At 57.0% G+C, this 17,568-nt stretch carries 19 protein-coding genes; 3 read left to right on the top strand and 16 right to left on the bottom strand.

Features of this window, described 5'->3' with window-relative positions:
• The first annotated feature begins 4 nt into the window (after positions 1-4).
• Positions 5-997: an ABC transporter ATP-binding protein gene (locus NC856_RS01565; RefSeq protein ID WP_264088655.1), complete on the top strand. Its 993-nt coding sequence runs from the start codon at positions 5-7 to the stop codon at positions 995-997.
• Complete coding sequence (locus NC856_RS01560) at positions 994-1,644, top strand: HAD family hydrolase (RefSeq protein WP_264088654.1); 651 nt, start codon at positions 994-996, stop codon at positions 1,642-1,644. Before NC856_RS01565 ends, NC856_RS01560 begins: the two co-directional genes overlap by 4 nt.
• Positions 1,645-1,661: 17 nt before the next feature.
• Here the strand turns inward: NC856_RS01560 and nifM are convergent, their stop codons facing one another.
• From nifM to nifE, 10 genes are all read right to left on the bottom strand, one after another.
• Entirely contained in the window at positions 1,662-2,519 is an 858-nt protein-coding gene (gene nifM, locus NC856_RS01555; RefSeq protein ID WP_264088653.1) for a nitrogen fixation protein NifM, read from the bottom strand.
• On the bottom strand, positions 2,500-2,952 hold the full coding sequence (locus NC856_RS01550) for a nitrogen fixation protein NifZ (protein WP_264088651.1): 453 nt from the start codon (positions 2,950-2,952) through the stop codon (positions 2,500-2,502). The genes nifM and NC856_RS01550 overlap by 20 nt, the downstream gene beginning before the upstream one ends.
• The gene (locus tag NC856_RS01545) at positions 2,949-3,296 is read right to left on the bottom strand and encodes a nitrogenase-stabilizing/protective protein NifW (protein WP_264088650.1); all 348 of its coding nucleotides are present in this window, start codon (positions 3,294-3,296) and stop codon (positions 2,949-2,951) included. Before NC856_RS01545 ends, NC856_RS01550 begins: the two co-directional genes overlap by 4 nt.
• Before the next feature lie 28 nt (positions 3,297-3,324).
• Positions 3,325-4,470, bottom strand: coding sequence for a homocitrate synthase (gene nifV, locus NC856_RS01540; protein ID WP_264088649.1), 1,146 nt, complete (start codon positions 4,468-4,470; stop codon positions 3,325-3,327).
• 17 nt (positions 4,471-4,487) lie between these two features.
• Positions 4,488-5,678: a cysteine desulfurase NifS gene (gene nifS, locus NC856_RS01535; protein ID WP_264088648.1), complete on the bottom strand. Its 1,191-nt coding sequence runs from the start codon at positions 5,676-5,678 to the stop codon at positions 4,488-4,490.
• 11 nt (positions 5,679-5,689) lie between these two features.
• Complete coding sequence (nifU, locus tag NC856_RS01530; protein WP_264088647.1) at positions 5,690-6,559, bottom strand: Fe-S cluster assembly protein NifU; 870 nt, start codon at positions 6,557-6,559, stop codon at positions 5,690-5,692.
• A gap of 25 nt (positions 6,560-6,584) precedes the next feature.
• Positions 6,585-6,902: a hypothetical protein gene (locus tag NC856_RS01525; protein ID WP_264088646.1), complete on the bottom strand. Its 318-nt coding sequence runs from the start codon at positions 6,900-6,902 to the stop codon at positions 6,585-6,587.
• A 161-nt stretch (positions 6,903-7,063) separates the two neighbouring features.
• Positions 7,064-7,522, bottom strand: a complete 459-nt coding sequence (locus tag NC856_RS01520; protein ID WP_264088645.1) for a NifB/NifX family molybdenum-iron cluster-binding protein — start codon at positions 7,520-7,522, stop codon at positions 7,064-7,066.
• Positions 7,519-8,907, bottom strand: a complete 1,389-nt coding sequence (gene nifN, locus NC856_RS01515; RefSeq protein ID WP_264088644.1) for a nitrogenase iron-molybdenum cofactor biosynthesis protein NifN — start codon at positions 8,905-8,907, stop codon at positions 7,519-7,521. The genes NC856_RS01520 and nifN overlap by 4 nt, the downstream gene beginning before the upstream one ends.
• A 15-nt stretch (positions 8,908-8,922) precedes the next feature.
• The gene (gene nifE, locus NC856_RS01510) at positions 8,923-10,299 is read right to left on the bottom strand and encodes a nitrogenase iron-molybdenum cofactor biosynthesis protein NifE (protein WP_264088643.1); all 1,377 of its coding nucleotides are present in this window, start codon (positions 10,297-10,299) and stop codon (positions 8,923-8,925) included.
• Positions 10,300-10,587: 288 nt separating this feature from the next.
• Between nifE and NC856_RS01505 the strand changes: the two genes are divergently transcribed.
• Positions 10,588-11,136, top strand: a complete 549-nt coding sequence (locus NC856_RS01505; RefSeq protein ID WP_264088642.1) for an E3 ubiquitin--protein ligase — start codon at positions 10,588-10,590, stop codon at positions 11,134-11,136.
• Between the two features lie 447 nt (positions 11,137-11,583).
• Here NC856_RS01505 and NC856_RS01500 read toward each other — a convergent pair whose 3' ends face one another.
• From NC856_RS01500 to urtE, 6 genes are all read right to left on the bottom strand, one after another.
• A complete protein-coding gene (locus NC856_RS01500; protein ID WP_404802297.1) occupies positions 11,584-12,255 on the bottom strand; it encodes a NifB/NifX family molybdenum-iron cluster-binding protein in 672 nt (223 codons plus the stop codon).
• 45 nt (positions 12,256-12,300) lie between these two features.
• Positions 12,301-12,516 (bottom strand): putative nitrogen fixation protein NifT, encoded by a 216-nt coding sequence (gene nifT, locus NC856_RS01495; protein WP_113865217.1) that lies wholly within the window; start codon positions 12,514-12,516, stop codon positions 12,301-12,303.
• A gap of 58 nt (positions 12,517-12,574) precedes the next feature.
• Positions 12,575-14,140, bottom strand: a complete 1,566-nt coding sequence (gene nifK, locus NC856_RS01490) for a nitrogenase molybdenum-iron protein subunit beta (protein WP_264088641.1) — start codon at positions 14,138-14,140, stop codon at positions 12,575-12,577.
• 53 nt (positions 14,141-14,193) lie between these two features.
• Complete coding sequence (gene nifD / locus NC856_RS01485) at positions 14,194-15,648, bottom strand: nitrogenase molybdenum-iron protein alpha chain (RefSeq protein ID WP_264088640.1); 1,455 nt, start codon at positions 15,646-15,648, stop codon at positions 14,194-14,196.
• A gap of 11 nt (positions 15,649-15,659) precedes the next feature.
• Positions 15,660-16,544, bottom strand: coding sequence for a nitrogenase iron protein (gene nifH, locus NC856_RS01480; protein ID WP_113865220.1), 885 nt, complete (start codon positions 16,542-16,544; stop codon positions 15,660-15,662).
• A 324-nt stretch (positions 16,545-16,868) separates the two neighbouring features.
• Positions 16,869-17,567, bottom strand: coding sequence for an urea ABC transporter ATP-binding subunit UrtE (gene urtE / locus NC856_RS01475; protein WP_264088639.1), 699 nt, complete (start codon positions 17,565-17,567; stop codon positions 16,869-16,871).
• Between the last annotated feature and the right edge of the window lies 1 nt (position 17,568).

Here is a 17,568-nt window from a genome sequence, read left to right as displayed (position 1 = left end):
CCATATGCCTTATCTGAACGTTCAACAGTTGAATAAACATTACGGCCCGACGCAGATATTCGAAAACATTAATTTCAGCGCCGAGGAAGGCGAATTCGTTACCCTGCTCGGCCCCAGCGGTTGCGGCAAGTCCACGCTATTGCGCTGTCTGGCCGGACTCACCGACGTGGATAGCGGACAGATCCTGTTGCGCGGCACGGATCTGACGCCTCTGCCGCCTCAGCAGCGCGATATCGGCATGGTGTTCCAGAGTTATGCCCTGTTTCCCAATATGACGGTGGCGGGCAATGTGGCCTTCGGCTTGAAGATGCAAAAGGTGTCGGCGCAGGACATCCAAACGCGGGTGGATCAGGCGCTGGAACTGGTGGAACTGCGCGCCTTTGCCCAGCGCTATCCCCATCAACTGTCGGGCGGCCAATGTCAGCGGGTGGCGTTGGCGCGCTCGCTGGTCACGCGTCCCCGCTTGCTGTTGCTGGACGAACCGCTATCGGCGCTGGATGCGCGCATTCGTAAACATTTGCGCGAGCAGATCAGGCATATTCAGCGGGAACTGAATCTGACCGCCATTTTTGTGACCCATGATCAGGAGGAAGCGCTAACCCTGTCGGATCGCGTGGTGTTGATGAATCAGGGCAAGATCGTACAGAACGGGCCGGCGGAAACCCTGTATGCCCGCCCGGTGAACGCCTTCGCTGCCGGTTTTATCGGGAGTTATAATCTGTTGAGCGCCGGGCAAGCCGCGCAACTCACCGGCGGACATTATCACGCTCAGGTGGCGGTGCGCCCGGAGTCCATCATCCTGCTGCCCGAAGGTCAGGGCATCGCGGCCACCATCGTCAGCCATAGCTTGCTGGGCAATGTGATCCGTTACCGGGTACAGGTACTGGAGATTGAATTGTGGGTGGATGTGCTGAACCGCTCTACCGCCGATCTCCGGCCTGACGGCAGCCGGATTGGGCTGCAACTTGATATGTCTACATTATGTGAGGTCGCATGAGTCTGGCGTTGTTTGATTTGGATGAAACCCTGATTGATGGCGATTGCGCCAGTTTATGGAGTCAATACATGTGCGAGCAAGGCTGGGTGAACGATCCGGCGTTTCTGCGCACCGAACAGGCCATGATGCGCCAATATGCCGTCGGCGCGCTGTCGATGGATGACTACATGCGCTTTACGCTGACGCCTTTGGCCGGACGCCCCGCCGCGGACGTAGCGGACAGCGTGACGCAATTTATTGCAACGATGATCCGCCCCATTCTGCGCCCCGCCGCCTTGCGCTGCGTTCAGGGCCATCGCGAGCGCGGCGATCGCCTGATCATTATCTCCGCCTCCGGCGCGCATCTGGTGGAACCGATCGCCCGCTGTTTTGGCATCCATGAAACGCTGTGTATCGATCTTGAGGTGCGGGATGGCTGTTATACCGGCCAGACACAGGGCATTCTGACCTTCGGCGCGGGGAAAGTCGCCCGCCTGCATCAGTTGCTGGGAGAGGAGACACACGCCCTGGATCGGGCCAGTTTCTATTCCGATTCCATCAACGATCTGCCGTTGCTGCAACAAGTGGGGTTGCCGCACGTCGTCAATCCCGACGATCGCTTGTTGCAGCAGGCGCAACAGGCTGGCTGGCCGATATTGCATTGGTGAACAGCCACAAGGCGCGTTTAACGCGCGCTGATAGCCGCCAGCCACTGGCGCTGGTACTGCCGACGCCGGGTTTCCTGCCACTGTTCGCGGATTTGCGCCAGCGCCAGCGCTTTTGGCGTCTCGCCCGCGGGTCGAATGGCCTCACACCACAAAATATGCAGCCCCATTGTCGTTTCCACGCTGGGGCTGAACGTCCCCGCTTCCATAGAAAAAAGCATCGCGTTTAATTCCGGGTACAACATACCGCGCGTTATCCACCCCAGCTTGCCGCCCGCCAGCGCCGTCGGGCATGCGGAAAAGCGCGTCGCCAGCCGAGCGAAACGGCGGGGATCTATCTGCAACCGACGTTGCAGTGTAGCCATGCGTTCAGCCACGATGTCACGCGTCGAATCCGCCTGCTCATCGTCAATCACCAGCAGCAAATGGTGCGCCAGCCGCTTTTCCGGTTGCTGAAAAAGCGGCCGGTGCTGCTGATACCAGACTTCGACCTCACTGTCGCCGACCGGCGGCGTTTGCCCGGCAACGGCATCCAGCACAGCGGTTAGGGTCGCCTCATGCGCCAGCGCCTGGCGTAGCCCTGCGTCATCAAGCCCCGCTTGTTGCAACGCTGTCAGCCAGGCGGGTTCATCATCGAAAAAGGTGCGCAAAACATATTGCGCGCTCATCCTGCCGTTTTCATCCGCGCGGATGCCGCGTTGCGCCGCCTGTTCGCGGATAGCGTGTTCAAGTTGCCATTGCCGCGCCAGTTGAGCGGCGAACTGGCTCTGCTGTGCAGACGTTTGCTGCCACGGCAGGCATTGATACAACGATAAGGAGAGTTTCAGGCGGGAATAGCGTTGCCACATGGCGAGCGTTTCAACATGACAGACGGTCATGATCAATCGCCTCCAGCGCATGTTCCGGCACCTGCAACAGCGTGCCACCGAACAGAACGATGAACTGCAAAGGCTGCGTGTCGCGCGCCACCCCCATCACCTGCCCGACGTCGCCGGCCTGCACGCGGATATGGTGATCGGTCGTCAGGATCATCGCAGCAGAAACCCAGTCGCCGTATTGAAACGCGCCATCCACCCACGGCGCGCCAGCGGGGATCAACTCATTCTCACGACAGCCGACGATGCGATCATCATCCATAAAATGAACCTGATAGATGATGTTATCCTGCAAAAACGTGCCCCACTCACGCACATAACCAATAGCGCCGCGCCGAACCAGCAACTCGCCACGCGCTTTATTGGGAAACGTGCCGTCATTACGCACGGACCTGATTACCCGCACCGCCTCGCCAAACGAAAACCGGGGATTCATGTCGCCTCTCCTTCATCCAGTAATAGCCAGGGTATGAAACAACGCACGGTACGCTGGTACACTTTCAGTTCCGAGCGTTGGCGCAATTCGCCGCCGACCACATGAAGATAGCTTTCCCGCAACATGGCCTGTACCTGTTGTTGCCGCCACTGCTGACGCTGTTGCGGCGTCAGCGCAGGCTCCTCGGCGGGACGGTATTGCCGCAAACGACGGCTAAAAGCATGCAGGATATGCAGATGCCGCACTCGCACCTGCTGTGCATCGAACGGCACGGCGAAAAAACGCAGAAAGTCCTCGGCGCTTTCCAGTTGACTCACGCCAGGCAATTCATCAAACCAGGTCATAATTCATCCTCTTATCCGTCGGCATCGTTCAGATCAGGTTAAGCGCCGACGCCGGCCTTTCTGACAACCGCTGATAAAGATGACAAAGCTCGTCCGGCGTCGGACTGCGCTTATCAGTTTCCGCAAATGTCCGTAGCGCCTGTTGAATCAACGGGATTTGCGTATCGCTCACCATCAGGCCAAGTTGCGCAAACACCGCTTCCAGCGCCCGTCGCCCGGAGTGCTTGCCCAGCACCAGTTGATGTTGGCGGCCCAGTATTTCCGGGGCGATGCTTTGGTAACTGACGACATCTTTCAACAGGCTGGCGACATGCACCCCGGATTCATGGGTGAATACCCGTTCGCCGACCAACGGCTGGCGACAAGGGATCGTTTCGCCGGCGGCGGCGGCCACCTGCTGACACAGCGCCGGTAATTGTCTGGCGTCAATGTGCGTTTCGCCCAATTGCGTGTGCGACAACGCCAGCGCCACCTGTTCCAGCGCCGCGTTGCCCGCACGCTCGCCCAACCCTGATACGGTAGTGCTGATGTGCGTCGCGCCAGCACGCACCGCGGCCAGCGAATTTGCCGTCGCCATGCCAAAATCGTTATGCGCGTGGATTTCCAGTTCGCCAGACCAATAGCGCCGCAGTTGCTGAATTTGCTGCGTGGCGGAGAATGGTTCGAGCAACCCCAGCGTATCGGCAAAACGCATCCGTTGCGCCCCTGTCCGCCGGGCGATCTGCGCAACCGCCGCCAAATCCTCTTCACTGGCGCGCGAGGCATCTTCGCCGCCGATACACACCTTCAACCCCAGCGATAACGCCAAGCGGGTGAGATCCCCCAGACGTTGCAGCATCTCCGGCCACGGCAAACCGAGCTTGTACTGCCGTAAACACGCAGAAACGGGCAGCGAGATATCTACCCAGTTCACGCCCAATCGCGCGGCCTGGCGAATGTCGTCTTCATTCAGGCGGCACCAGGCCATCAGGGTAACGTCCGGCAAGGTCTGGCGAATACGATAAATGCGCGCGCACTCCTCCACGCCCATCGCCGGCGTGCCGACTTCCAGTTCCGGCACGCCCGCCCTGACCAGCGAGCATGCGATCGCCAGCTTTTCATCCGCGCTGAACGCCACACCGGGGCTTTGTTCGCCATCACGCAGCGTAGTGTCATTAATGACGATGGTTTGCATCAACGCAACCTCCCTGATTAACCCCAGGCCGGTGTGAATGTGGCGGGCTTATCCTGCTGCCAGTAAGGAGACAGCGCCCGCAGCCGATCAATAACCGGCGGCAGTTGCGCCAGCACATAGTCAATTTCCCGCTCGCGCGTATAACGCGACAGTGAAAAGCGAATGCTGCCGTGGGCGGCGGTATAAGGGATGTCCATCGCCCGCATCACATGGGAGGGTTCCAGCGAACCGGAGGTGCAGGCGCTACCGCTGGAAGCGGCGATGCCCACCTGATTGAGCATCAGTAAAATGGCTTCACCCTCGATAAACGCAAAGGCGATGTTAAGCGTATTCGGCGTGCGCGGTTGCTCCCCGCCCATCACGCGCGTTCCGGCGATGGCGTGCAGTCCGGCCTCCAGCCGATCACGCAGCGGCGCAATACTGGCCGCCATCATGGGCAGATGCAGCGCAGCCAACTCACTGGCCATGCCCATGCCGACAATACCGGCAATATTCTCGGTTCCAGCCCGGCGGCCTCGCTCCTGATGCCCGCCGCGCAGTAACGGACGAAAGCGGGTGCCGCGCCGCAGCCACAGACATCCGGCGCCTTTTGGCCCGTGAATTTTGTGCGCCGAGCAGGAGAGCATATCGATGCCTGAATCCGCGACGGCAACCGGCACTTTGCCAATGGCCTGCACCGCATCGCAGTGAAACAGAACGCCGTGTTCATGGGCGAGTTGCGCCATGCGCTCAATCGGGAACAGGACGCCGGTTTCGTTATTCGCCCACATGACCGTCGCCAGCGCCACGCCGTCATGCAGTAAGGCCTGGTACGCCGCCAGATCAAGCGCGCCCTGTCCGTTCACCCCCAAGCGGTGAATTTTATAACCCTGCCGTTCCAGATGTTCACACACCGCCAACGTTGCCGGGTGCTCCACGGCGGTGGTAATGATTTCGCGCCGGGTGGGAAACGCTTCCACCGCGGAAAGAATGGCGGTAGAGGTAGCTTCCGTTGCGCAGGAGGTAAAAATTACCTCGCTGTCATAACGCGCGCCCAGCAGACTGGCGACCTGCTCCCGCGCACGCGCCAAGGCCCGCCGACAAGGTTCGCCGAAGTCATGGATGGATGACGGATTGCCATAGTGATCCTGCAAAAATGGCAACATGGCTTCCAGCACCATTGGATCAATTCGGGTGGTGGCATTGTTATCCAGATAGATGGGTTTCATATGCGCATTCCTTATATATCTGAAGTCTGGAGAATGACGCCGGCAGTCGCGGGCGTATCCACCACCACACGGATAAAATAGCCCAGCCGCTCCAGCAGTTTTTGCTGCAACCACCCCAGCGTCATATCGGTCATCATGCAGCCATTGCAACTTCCCGACAGGGCGACCCGCACTTCGTTATCCGTCACCGCCAGCAAGGTGATATCGCCGCCATCCATCTGAATATGTGGCCGTAATCCGGCAATCACCTCTTCCACGACCAGCCACTGCTGGCTTTTCTCTTTTACGCGCTCAACCGGCGGTTGGGTTGCTGCGGCGCTCAGAATGGCGCTCAGCGCCTGCTCGATTTTTTCATGGCAGGCGGTACATCCGCCCCCCGCTTTGGTGTACTGGATCACTTCTTCCAGCGTCGTCAGCCCATTGGTCAATACCGCCCGCTTGATCTGCCCTTCATCAACGGCAAAACATTTACAGATCAAGGCGCCCTCTTCATGATCGTCATCCAGCGTTTCGCCCCGGTAGTTGGCGATCGCTACCCGCAGCGCTTCCTGCCCCATCACGGAACAGTGCATTTTTTCCGGCGGCAGACCATCCAGATAATCGGCAATGTCCTTGTTGGTGACTTGCGCCGCCTCTGCCAGCGTTTTACCGATAATCAGTTCAGTCAGCGCCGATGACGAGGCGATGGCGCTGCCGCAGCCAAAGGTCTGGAATCCCGCTTCCTGAATGACTTCGCTGACGGGCTCCACCCGCAACATCAATCGCAGAGCATCACCACAACTGAGAGAACCGACATCGCCCACCGCATTGGCCTGCTCGACAACATGAGCGTTGCGCGGATTAAAGAAATGTTCTTTTACCTTCTCAGAATAATTCCACATGCTCTCTCCTCCCGTTGTAAACGACTTATGATGTTGATACGGCGCATTCACCACTGTCACACCGGCATCCCAAAGGCTGAAACTCGACCCAGATCCCCTGCGTATCCGAACGGATACGGGCCTGCGCCAACTGTCGCCAGTGCAGCTTTGATGCCAATAAGCGCAATCCGGCGATTTCACGGCATTCATCATCGGGTAATGCCTGGGAACGCCATACCATGCGCACCGACCAGCCCCGACAGGCATCGCCGCCGACCACCAGCGCCAGCCCTGCCGTGGGTTGTCCGCGCCGTTGCTGACGCAGACGGAGTTGATTTAGCGTCACTGCATCGATATGGATCATGGTTTCGCTCCTGTAGCTGTCATTTATCATTTTGCAAATGTGATACCAGTCACGAAAATGAGTTTTATCAGCAAGATAGCGTCAAAAAAGCGTGTTCCTCTGCGACATAAACCACAGTAATTGTCGGGTTTGTCGCACAGTCGACAAGGGGGATATTTCAGTTATTCCCGCTCATACCATCCGCTCTCCTGCATCATGACATTGAAGCGGTGGCGGTCTTTCTGGCGCGGGGATTTTCTGATGCGTCCGTCATCGCATAACGCTTGCGCATCCGCCAGCAGCATGGCGATCGGCGTATTTCTCTGCACATTGACCGCTCGTACTCCGATGCCGAGCAACTGCCGGAAAGCCGTATCCCCGATGGCGGTGCAATACAAGGTGAAACACCCTTCCAACGCATTGATGCGGCTGAGGAGCTTATCTTCGTTATGCCCCTGACAGACCGTAAAATCGGCGACTTCCAGCAGTTGCGCTTCTTCGCTGCGCACGCCATAAATCGCCAGCCGGGGCGACGAACCAAAATGCTGATCGACCACGCGCAGATCGACGCTGGCGAACGCAATGCGGATCACCCATCTGTCGGCGGAGGGAACGGCTAATTGACGGGCTAAATGCTTCATGGTCTTGCCTCCATGAAGGGTTCCTGACCAGGCGCCAGTGAAAAGTCCTGTTTCAAGGGCGAGTGATAAACCGGCATCTCGTGGTGCGTCTGCCGCATGGCGTTCGCCAGTTCGAACAAAGTGTCGCGCATACCGCTGTATCCCTGCCGCAAACGGCGGAACTCGCCGATGCGGTCAAACAGCGGGAAACCGATGCGGATCAGCGGCAGATGGTATTTTTCCGCCAGCAGCGCGCCATGAGAATTCGCACACAGCATATCCGCCGGTTGAATACGCAGCTTATCTTCCACATCCTCCAGATCGCCGATCTGCACTTCCGCGACCGGCAATGACGACAGCCCCGGTTGATTTGTCGGGGCGACCACATATTGAGGCCGGATGCCCTGACTGATGGCAAAATCCAGCCAGGCCGCCAACAGATCGCCTTCCGCCGCGATGATCAGCCGTTTATCCTGCAACCAGACATGGGTATCGATCATCGCATCCTGCAACTGTCCGCGCTGGCGCTCGATCCAGGCCGGCACCTCACGTCCGGCGATCATTTGCAGATGCTGGATGACGTTGTCGCATTGTTCCATCGTCATCAGATGCGGTATCCAGAACGACGGCGTCTGACAGCGGTTTTCCAGCAACCGCGCCGCCCGCTGAAGCGATACGCCGATGGCTATGGTGGAAACGCTCTGTCCCATCTGTTCCAGTTCACGTACCGAGGTTCCGCCCTGAGTGAGCGCTGAAAAATCCCCGTCGGTCAGATGTCCGTCCAGCGAGCCGGCCAAATCCGGCAACATCACCGGTTGCAGGCCAAAGGCTTCCACATAACGACGGATTTGCTCATGATCACCCGGCGTCAACATATGCCCCAGCAGCAGGTTCACCCGCTTTTTGCGTATCCCTTTCGGCATCGTGGCTGGCACACACTGTTCAATCACGCCCTCCAGCACCGCGGCGTAACCATTTTCCATCGAGCCATAAAAATCCGGCGAATTGGCGGTAATTATCATCACCGACTGGTATTTGGGGTGTTCTTCGCGGAACTGTCGCAACGCCAACGCCAGATCGGTGCCCTGCGCTTCAGACAATCCGGTGCTTAATATCACGATAATGCGCGGATTATGGCGCTCACACAGTACCGACAGCGCCGTCAACACATTGTTATTCGATCCCATAATGGTGGTAATGGGGTCCATCGCCGTGGTTTGCAGCGGGATAGGTTCATGGAAATGCTGGATAAAAAAGACTTTCGCAAAGGCGCTGCATCCCTGAGCGCCGTGCACCAGCGGAATACAACCTTCCAGCCCCATACTGGCTAAAATGGCGCCCAGAGGTTGCCCGCTTTTAATCGGGCTGGTCGCCAGAGGTTTGACTGACTTGAGGATCTGAGCCATTGAATTTCTCCTTACTCAGTGTTGCCAGGGAGCCCGGCGACTGACTTGTGACCAGATAGGGCTTTCCAGCGTGAGACAAAGCTGACGGGCGAGCGCCACAATGCCCTGATACCCGGCAAAAGCGTGTTCTCGTTCCTGATTGATATCCAGAAACGGCAGACGGGCTTTATAGGCGGTGTACATGTTGCGTCCGCCGGCAATCATGATGTCGGCGTTGTAGCGGTAGGCGGTATCCAGCAGCAGACGGGCATTGCCGTCATCCAGCATTATCGCGTCTTCGCCCATCAGTTCGCGAATGCGGAATTTGTCCTCTTCCGTCGATTTTTTCGTACCAGTGGCGACCACATCCAACCCCAGATCCTGCAACGCCGACACCACCGACCAGGATTTCACCCCGCCGGTGTACAGCAGCGCGCGTTTACCTTTCAGGCGCTGACGATAGGGCGCCAGCGCCTGATTCGCCGCCCGCGTCTCCTGTTGGATCAGCCGTTCCGCGCGCGCCTGCAAATCATCGTCCCTGAGCAGCCCAACCAGCGTGCGCAAGGAGGCGGACATTTCCCTGATCCCGTAAAAGCTGCCCTCGAACCAGGGCGTGCCGTAATGCAACTCCAGATAGCGCGCGACATTAATCAATGCCCGCGAACACACCAGCATGTTGGCTTCGGCGCGGTGCAAGGTCTGAAGCTCGGCAAAGCGGGCATCGCCGGACAAACTGCCTAATACGCGAATGCCCAATTGATCCAGCAACGGCAACACATGCCAGAACTCGCCCGCGATATTGAATTCACCAATCAGGCCGATGCTGTGGCCTTGCTCTGCGGGAATGGCGAACTCAGCCGGCCAGGGCGCGGGTTCCCGCTGACCAACCACCTTTTTCGCCATGATCTCGCCCGCGATGCGGTTACCCAGATTCTTGCTGCCGTAAAACCCGGCGGCGTCGATGGCGATGACCGGGACATGATTGACCTGTTCCGCCGCCCGGCACACTGCCTCAATATCATCCCCCTCCATCGCCGGCACGCAGGTGTTATAGATAAATACCGCCGCCGGGTTATAGCGTTCGACAATGTGCCGGATCGCATGAAACAGACGGCGTTCGCCGTGTCCCATGATCACGTCCTGCTCACTCATATCGGTGGTAAAACCCAACCGGTTTATCTGCGGCCCGGAACTGTGACTGCCGCGGTTATCCCAGGAACTGCCCGCACATCCGATGGGGCCGTGAACCAGATGCGCGACATCGGCTATCGGCAACAACGTAATCTGCGCGCCGTCGAAGGCGCATCCTCCTGCCGCCGTACCAGGCTGAGGCGCGCTACAACCGGATTTCTGGCCGCCATTATGATCGCAGGCCGGTTGATCCATTAACGCCACGATATCGCTATTTCTCATTACTCACCTCGGCACAGTTAGTGTGACTCCGCAAGTCATGTTGCAATTGGCGCGCCATAGTCTATTTATCTGATTTTTAAAAAATTATCATTGTAGCTTGTGCGACAAAGCCAACAATGATTGTCAGCACCTCTGACCGGATTACGGAAAACCGGCCAGCAAAATCGTTGAACAACGCCGCCTGTCGCAATGCGGCAAATATCAAAATTTGTACTATGCTTTTGCTGTATAAAATAATGATTACACTATGTATTTTTAACATCCCATTAATTTTCAGGAACATGAATCATGAAAGTATGGAATAAAGTGCTGTTGGCTTCGCTGATCGGGTTAGCCCTCGCGGGCTGTGATGATGCATCCAAAGTGGATACGCAACTGGATAAGGCAAAGGATAACGCCAATCAAATCAAAGAAGCCGCCGACAACAAAGCTGATCAACTCACCGATGCGGCCAAACAACAGGCCGATGCGCTGAAGAAAGAAGCATCGACGCAAGTCGATCAACTGAAATCAGAAGCGGAAGTGATTAAAAAAGACGCAGAACAACGCGCCAGCACCCTGACGGATGAGGCCAAAGCGCAGGCGGGCGTCATCAAGGAGCAGGCCAAGCAACAGAGCGATCAGATTGTTGAGCAGGCGAAAGATATCAAGGATCGCGCCATCAGCGGCGCGCAGACGCTTTCCGCCGACGCCCAGAAACAGACGCAGGCGATCAAGGACAGTATGCATCAGGACGCGCCAGCAGCGACGCCGCAACAGACGACGACGCCGGACGCCACCCAGCCGGCGCCGATCACCGAAGCGGAACCGACGCCCGCCGCGCCCGTCAATCAATGATTACGCTTCATCATGATGAAGGCCGCCGAACCGACGGCTTGAGTTTGATGACTAACATTCACGTCACGAAATAATTCTCTATTATGCAAAGAACGGAGACGGTTTCGTGCGTGATCAATAAGCGGCATTTTTCTGTGACTCTCGCGCCACGCACGACTCAGGGCGCTCCGTCGCCAGCGCCCTGAGAACCCGGGCTTTTGGCGGGAATTATGCCGCTGACGCGGTGCCCTCGGCGTTCATGCCCGCTATTCGAAGCCGCCAGTGACGCGTTCCCGACGCGGCACTGGCTTTCGCGACGTCCTGTCGCTCACTCGCCGGTCATGCCCACCTCAGCATCATTCTTTACGCCTTGAGGGGACAAAACCGTGAAATATACAGGCTATCAGTGGCCTATCCGTAGTATGAGGCCGCCGAACCGACGGCCTTTTTTTCTGGTCTGGCGGTGTATTACAGCCCAAATCGCCGCTGATGCAGCGGGTTGACCTTGCCCAGACGTTTCGCCAACCACGGCGGCATATGTTCGTCGATCATGCCTTGTAGTGTTTGAAGCTGTTCATCAATGGCCGTGGCGGCAGGGACTTTGATCGGGTGGATATTATGCCGAATCACTTTCGCCGCCGCCGGGCCGCCGATTGATTCGCAAAACAACAAATGGCAATCCGTCAGCAACCGTAACCGTCCTTCGTTGCCGTCTTCGCTTTCCTGTGGCTGATAACGGCGCATCGCGCTCAGGAACGGCCCTTGTTTATCCCAGGCGTAAATGAAAAACAGACGGCATTGACCGAAATGGCCGTTTACCGTCAATCCGTTGCTGGAAGCAAACGCCACTCGCAACGGCTGTCCGTGACAGCGCTCCGACTGTTCCGTCAGATGCGCGGGCAGATTGCCGTTCAGACAATCCATAATTTGCTGCCAGCGCGCCACGCTCAAGGCAGCTTTACCCAATGGCGCGTGGCGGGAAAGTTCATCCAGCGACAGTGACGACAGGCGCTCCAGCGTCAGCGCTTCATTACAGGTCGTTTCCAGCCATTTAATCAATGTGGCGGGGGTAATTTCCGGCAACAGTTGCGCCAACGCAAACAGCCGCCAGAAAAGTAAATCATCCCGAGTCAGGCTCATGAGCGTCTCCGGTAGTGGTCGTGGTGGAAAAGTGGTGGCCGATAATCAGCTTTCACATTTTTTCGCCCGTAACGTCACGGGAAATGCGGGTCTTGCCGTTAATGGCGCGACAAACCACGTCTGCCCGCCCTCCAGTTCAATCCGGCCCCCCCAGTTGTCTGTCTGATCGAACTCAAGAAACGTGACTCTGGCTTCCAGATCCTTTTTAGCGATATAACAGTGCATACCGTCGGTAAGCTGGCGGAAAATAATATTGGCCATGCGTCCTCCTGTGAAGCGGGCAAGCCTTCCGGCATCGCGATGCCGGAAGGCTTTCGCGTTAGCGGATCAGGTCATAACCGTAATCGGTTTTACCCAGCGCCATCGTGTCGCTGTCGAGTTTCTCCAGGATGGCGTTCACCAGCGTGGTCAACATCGCCATCGCGCCCTCATAGCCCCAGGTGGTCGCCCGGTGCAAGTGGTGACGATCGAAGATCGGGAACCCGATGCGGATCAGCGGAACCTCGAACTGCTCGCCCTTGGCTCTGGTATCACGCTGGATAAACTTTCCGTAAGAGTTGCCGATCATGAAATCCGGCTGACGCGTGAACATCAGCGAGCGGAAATGCCACAGATCACAGTTGATGAACACTTCGCTGTCGCTGCCATAGGGTGACGACGCCAGCAGTTTTTTCATGCCTTTCTGCCAGCGCTTGTTGCCGTTATGACAGAGGATCACCGCCGGTTCACAGCCCAACTCCAGCAGGAAACGCGTCAGCCCCATCAGGAAATCGGGATCGCCATAAATACCAAAGCGTTTGCCGTGCAGCCAGGTATGGGAATCCAGCATCATGTCCACCAGCCGCCCGCGTTCGAGCGCCAGCGATTCGGGGATCGGTTTGCCGGTCAGTTGGCTGACGGTCATCAGAAAATCATCGGTGCCTGCCAACCCCATCGGTACGCTGATCTCCGTTCCCGGCTGGCCCCAGTCCTCTTTCACCACTTTTTTGGTTTTGGTTAAATGCCAGGGCTGCAACAACAGCGTATCGATCGCGTTAGGCGCGTCGCGCATTTCATCCTGCGTCGTGCCGCCGGAATAGAGACGATAATGACCGTCTGCCGGGGTATCCAATATCTCTGACGGATCGGAAAGCAGCGAACACGGCACCGCCATCTGCGCCATCATCCGCTTCATTACCCGGTAGTTGCCGAGATAGGTTTCAAAGCCTGTTACCAGGTTGATCTTAGCGTTGCTGCCGACCTGATAGTTTTCCGCGCTTTGAGTAAAGGTGCGGGCAAAGCCTTCAAACATATTGTCCCAGCCGGTAATGTGGCTGCCGATAAAACTGGGGGTATGGGCGTAAGGCACTGGCGTGGACTCATCCACAAAGCCATCTTTTTTGGCGTTGCTGATGAAAGCCTGCAAGTCATCCCCGATCACTTCCGCCATGCAGGTGGTGGACACGGCAATCACTTCCGGCTTGTACAACGCGCTGGCGTTCTGCAATCCCTGATTCAGGTTGTTATTACCGCCGAACACCGCCGCATCTTCCGTCATCGAATCGGATACGCAGGCCACCGGCTCTTTAAAATGACGGTTGAAATAGGTACGAAAATAGGCGACGCACCCCTGAGAACCGTGGACATACGGCAACGTTTTCTCAAAACCCAGCGAACATAGCACCGCGCCCAATGGCTGGCAGGCTTTCGCCGGATCGATCGTCAGCGCTTCACGCTGAAAATTCAACGCCTCATATTCCGGCGTGGTGGTCCATTGAAAAACGTCCTGTACGCGCTCCTTGCTGTATGACTCTTCCAACTCGCTTTTGCTGGCGAACAGCGCCTGATATTCCGGTTGTTCAAACAACGGATAACAGGGAGTGACTTTCTCAGTATTCTGGCTCATCGTATTACTCCTCCCGCGCCACAAATCGGTGAACTAACGGGATAAACGGGTCGTCAGGCCTCAGCGGATTTCAGCCAGGGCGCATTCAGTTGTTTCCAGCAGGGGTTATTCAGCGTCATATCCATATCGCGGGCGAAGATCGCAAAACCGTCGTAACCGTGATAAGGGCCGGAATAATCCCAGGAGTGGATTTGTCTAAACGGCATCCCCATCTTCTGGAACACATATTTCTCTTTGATCCCCGACCCCACCAGATCCGGTTTCAGGCGTTTGACGAACGCTTCGAGTTCATAGGTGCTGAGGTCGTCAAACAACAACGTTCCCTGCTTCAACGCCGGCAACGTGCGGTCATAGTCGTCGTTATGGGCAAATTCGTAACCGGCGGCCATGATCTCCATACCGAGATCTTCATAGGCGCCAATTACATGACGGGGACGTAAACCGCCGACGTACAACAGCACGTTTTTCCCTTCCAGACGCGGACGGTATTTGGCGATGACCGCCTCCGTCTGCGCCTGATAGCGAGCAATCACCGCTTCCGCGTTCGCCTGGATGGTACTGTCGAACAGCGCGGCAATCTTGCGCAGCGACGCGGCGATCTGCGTCGGCCCGAAGAAGTTGTACTCCATCCAGGGAATGCCGTACTTCTCCTCCATGTGACGTGAGATGTAATTCATCGAACGATAGCAATGCACCAGATTGAGTTTAACTTTGGGCGTATTCTCCATTTCCACCAGCGTGCCGTCGCCCGACCATTGGGCGACCACCCGCAGGCCCATCTCTTCCAGCAGAATACGGGATGACCAGGCATCGCCGCCGATGTTGTAGTCACCAATAATGGCGACGTCATACGGCGTGGCGGCAAACGCCTGATCTTCACGGGCTGGCAGCACCCAGTCGCGGATCACATCGTTGGCGATATGATGCCCCAGCGATTGCGATACGCCGCGAAAACCTTCGCAGCGCACCGGTACGATCGGCTTGCCGATTTCCTCTTTGGCTGAACGCGCCACGGCTTCGATATCGTCGCCAATCAACCCTACCGGGCATTCCGACTGTACGCTGATCCCCTTGCTCAGCGGAAACAGCAGTTCGAGTTCATCGATCAGTTTGCGTAGCTTTTTATCGCCGCCGAACACGATGTCCTTCTCCTGAAAATCGGAGGTGAAATTTAGGGTGCCGAAGCTGTCGACGCCGCTGGTGCCGGTGTAGTAGTTGCGGCGTCCGGCGCGGGAGTATTGTCCGCAGCCAATCGGCCCGTGTGAGATATGAACCATATCTTTGATCGGGCCGAACACCACCCCTTTGGAACCGGCATAGGCGCAGCCGCGTACCGTCATGACCCCAGGCTGGGATTTGCGGTTGGACGTCATGCATTTCCCTACCGATTCCATCCCGGCGTCCACCGTCATGATGTGTTTGGCGCGCTCTTTGCGGGCTTTATCGGGAAAGACTTCCAGCACTTCCTGAATCAGCGCCTGATTTTGTTGCGTAATGGTGTCTGTCATGGCATGACTCCTCAGGCGGATGTGGCTTCTTCCGCCGCGGTTTTACCGATAATGGCTTCGTCTTCTTCATCCAGAATGCCGAATTCCATCAATAAGGCTTCCAATTCATCCATGGTGACGGGCGTCGGCACCACCATCTTGGTGTTGTTGACGATCTTATTGGCCAGAGTGCGATATTCATCCGCCTGCGCGCAGGTCGGATCGTATTCAATCACCGTCATACGGCGGATTTCGGCGCGCTGAACAATGTTGTCGCGCGGCACGAAGTGAATCATCTGCGTACCCAGTTTGTCGGCCAGCGCGATGATTAACTCATCTTCGCGATCAGTCTGACGCGAGTTGCAAATCAATCCGCCCAGACGAACCTTGCCGGATTTCGCGTATTTCACGATCCCTTTGCTGATATTGTTGGCCGCATACATCGCCATCATTTCGCCGGAGCACACAATGTAGATTTCCTGTGCCTTGTTTTCCCGGATCGGCATGGCGAATCCGCCGCACACCACGTCGCCCAGCACGTCATAAAACACGAAATCCAGATCGTCTTCATACGCGCCCTCTTCTTCCAGAAAATTGATGGCGGTAATGACGCCGCGACCGGCGCAGCCAACGCCCGGCTCCGGCCCGCCCGACTCGGCGCAACGCACGCCGCCGTAACCGATTTGCAGTACGTCCTCCAACTCCAGATCTTCGACGGAGCCAACTTCGGCGGCCATTTCCATAATGGTGTTCTGCGCTTTGGCATGCAGAATCAGGCGCGTTGAGTCCGCTTTCGGATCGCAGCCGATAATCATGACTTTCTTACCCAGTTCGGCGAGCGCCGCCACCAGATTCTGGGTGGTGGTGGATTTGCCGATCCCCCCCTTGCCATAAATGGCACACTGACGGATTGCCATAATGTCTTCCTCTTTCACAGTGAATGTCCGGTTTATGTTGCAGGGGGCGTACCAGTCTCGGAAAAGACGTTAAGCAAATGATTATTAAAAATAAAAAATAAAATTTATTTTAGGGGGCGCGCATGATTAGGAACAATAACGTGACCAATTGTTGTAAAGGAGACAAAAACGACAGGGATAATGAGGAGCAATGTGATGCATTGACAAACTGCGTGGTATGGAAACGACACAGATCAGTTCAGCGCAATGTTGTGCGCGAAAGGCACGGTGTTGCCATGCCGCAAAGCGGCACGCGCCTGACAAGGCGCGCGCCGGGACGTAAAACTAAATCGCCACTAATTCTCGCACGCCGTCGCGCGCCATGTCCGCGCCGCGCCCCCGTTGCACGATTTCACCGCGCGACATCACCAGATAGCTATCGGCCAGTTCCGCGGCAAAATCATAAAACTGTTCCACCAGCAGGATAGCCATGTCGCCGCGCTGCGCCAGTTGACGGATCACCGCGCCGATCTCTTTAATCACCGAAGGCTGAATCCCTTCGGTCGGCTCATCAAGGATCAACAGTTGCGGCCGGCCAGCCAGCGCCCGCCCGATGGCTAATTGCTGTTGCTGACCACCGGACAAATCGCCGCCGCGTCGCTGCTTCATTTCATCCAGCACCGGAAACAACCGGTAAATCTCATCAGGCACCTGCCTGGCCTGCGCGCCCGGAAAGCGCGACAACCCCATCAGCAGATTCTCCTCCACCGTCAGACGCGGAAAAATTTCCCGTCCCTGCGGAACATAAGCGATCCCCGCCTGCACGCGCTGGTGCGGTTTACGGGTATTGATCACCTCCCCTTGCCAGCGAATAGTCCCTGATTTCGCGGGGATCAATCCCATCAAACACTTCAGCAACGTGGTCTTGCCAACGCCGTTACGCCCCAGCAAACAGGTGATTTCGCCGGGATTGGCCTCAAAAGACAGCCCGCGCAAAATATGGCTGCCGCCGTAATATTGATTAAGTTCAGTGATCTGCAACATG

The sequence above is a fragment of the Brenneria izbisi genome (assembly GCF_025840185.1).
Lineage (GTDB): Bacteria > Pseudomonadota > Gammaproteobacteria > Enterobacterales > Enterobacteriaceae > Brenneria > Brenneria izbisi.
This window is presented reverse-complemented; position numbering and strand designations above follow the sequence as displayed.